Source organism: Nitrospira sp. BLG_2, from assembly GCF_049222245.1.
Genome location: NZ_JBLYIG010000650.1, coordinates 1 through 2,283, shown reverse-complemented (window position 1 = coordinate 2,283; position 2,283 = coordinate 1). Strand labels below are relative to the sequence as shown.

The following is a 2,283-nucleotide window of genomic DNA, read 5'->3' as shown; positions in this document are numbered from 1 at the left end:
GGCCCTTCCGTTCATTGAAGGACACATTCGAGAGGGCACGGATCGGGATCTGAAACGTCGGGTCTTTTGATCGATCGGCCGCCTGGATCACGATGTCCGCCAGGCCGATGAGCTTCTTCTCGACCAGGGTCGTTTTCTTCGTCTTGGTCGTCATAATCTCCTATTTGGGTTTGCGCGGGGCAACCGTCTTGGTCGGTTTAGCGGATTTTCCACCAGGTTTCTTCTTGGACCTTGATTCACCGGCAAAGAGCGCGATCTGATCCGACTTCGTGGTCGTCTTCTTCGGCAGCTTTTTCGCGCGACTCTCCTTGGCGGTTTTCTCTTTCGAAACCGGCTCATCAACAGACGGTGTGTCACCAAGCAAATCCGGCTCTGCCGTCGAATCGACGGTCGCCTGATCGGCTTCAACCTGGGTGGCCAAATCAGTCTCGCCCTCGACTCCTTCCGCCGTGACGATGATCGAGTGCGGCAGCCCTTCAGGCCCTGCGCCGGTCTTGCCAAGCGCCTCGTCGGTCTTCGCGCCACCCGTCCGCGAGCTCGCAATTTTCTGGAGCTGCTCTTTCAACTTTTCTTTCGCCAGCTTGCCGCCCTTGAGCCGGTTACAGGCATCAACGACTTCCTCGATATACAATTCAAAGATATTCCGGCGCCGATATTCGCTGGCCGCCCGTTCGCGCCGACGAATAAAAAGACCCAGCCGCCTACCGCACTCGCGAAGCGCCAGGGTGATTTCTTTCTGAATTTCATCGTAGTCGGCGATCGCTTCTTTGGATTCACTCGTAAACGGCACCCAGACCGACGCCATATGGACGAAGATCACCATCGGGCCACCCGGCAACGCTCCTCGCGATTGGGTCAAGCCGTAGTTTTTCCAGGTGGTGCTCAGGACCGCCTTGAACGTCGAACAAGCCGATTGCTGGTACAACAGCGGTACCCGATTCGCGTAACGGATCACGCGCGCGAGCTCCGAATCTTCCTCCTCGTGCTCCCCTTCCGCTTTCGGCATGGCCGGCTGCTGCGGCTTATTTTGATCCTGAGGTCGATTTCCATAGGCGAGCCCGGCCTCGATGATGAACGGATTGCCGCGATAGACCGCCGGTGGCCGGCTCACCGCCGTGTAGAACTCGCCCTTGATCTGCTTATAGAGTCCCGCAAGGATCGCCTTCTCGCCGATCGGTGAGATGCAGTTGGTCGGCGGCGCCATGATCTTTGTTTCTTGTAATGTCTTATACAGCGTTTCCGCCACCGGCCCCTTCAGGTCACGGGGTTTTGCGTCAGGCGAGACCTTCGCCGCTTTGCAGATTTCATCGGCCATCTGGGGGGACACCCGGCAAAAATCGCCGGCGAGGAAGCCGGAGAGCGTATGGCTCTTCGTATCCTGCAACATCTTGAGCAGCATACCGAACTCGATGCCGTAGGGATGGGGCTTGATCTCGCGCGGTTGCGGCGGCAGCTCATGATAAGTCCTGGGATACTCTTTCGTCTCGCCTTCCGGCGTCTGGTAGATCAGTTTCACGTGGGGATTCGCGATCGACGTCTGCTCCAGCCATTCATCGACCGAGGCGCGGCCCTTCTGATACTTCCCTTCGACTTCCAGCGTGACTTGGGTCCCACGCGGCTGCTCCCAGTCGATCTGTTTGTTCTCGTGGACCAGCGGCTCGTTCTTTTTTGTATCGATTTGCACTTCGAAGAAATGCGCGGCGGCTTTGGGGCCGATACGGGAAATAATCTTGACCGGCTTGCCGGTGGTCAGTTGTCCGTACATCCCGGCGGCCGAGATGCCGATGCCCTGTTGTCCCCGGCTCATCCGCAATCGATGGAACTTGGATCCATAGAGCAGCTTCGCAAAGATCCTGGGAATCTGCTGACGGACGATGCCGGGTCCGTTGTCGGTCACCGTGATGCGAAACCTGTTGGCTTGGCTGGGAGCAACCGGCTCGCCGTTCGACACCACTTCAAGCCTGACCGTCACATCGGGAAGAATCCCGGCCTCTTCGCAAGCATCGAGCGCGTTGTCCACCGCTTCCTTCACGCAGGTCAGCAACGCCTTGCGTGGATTGTCGAAGCCGAGCAGGTGTCGGTTCTTCGTAAAAAACTCGGAGACGGATATTTCCCGCTGACGCGCCCCCATCTCAACCGCAGTGACGCGTTCCACCGGCTTGGCGGCGGCTTTCTTGATGGCGGCTGGTTCAGGGTGTGCTCGAGGAGCGGAAGATTTGGATTCAGTATGTGGAGCGGATTCTTTCTTTTTTGCCATTCACCCTCTCATGAACAAACGTTCAC

General features: G+C 57.8%; 1 protein-coding gene. It reads right to left on the bottom strand.

Annotation, left to right across the window (positions count from 1 at the left end):
• Positions 1-160 precede the first annotated feature (160 nt).
• The gene (locus tag ACOSYY_RS17240) at positions 161-2,257 is read right to left on the bottom strand and encodes a DNA topoisomerase VI subunit B (RefSeq protein WP_421664051.1); all 2,097 of its coding nucleotides are present in this window, start codon (positions 2,255-2,257) and stop codon (positions 161-163) included.
• Positions 2,258-2,283: the final 26 nt, after the last annotated feature.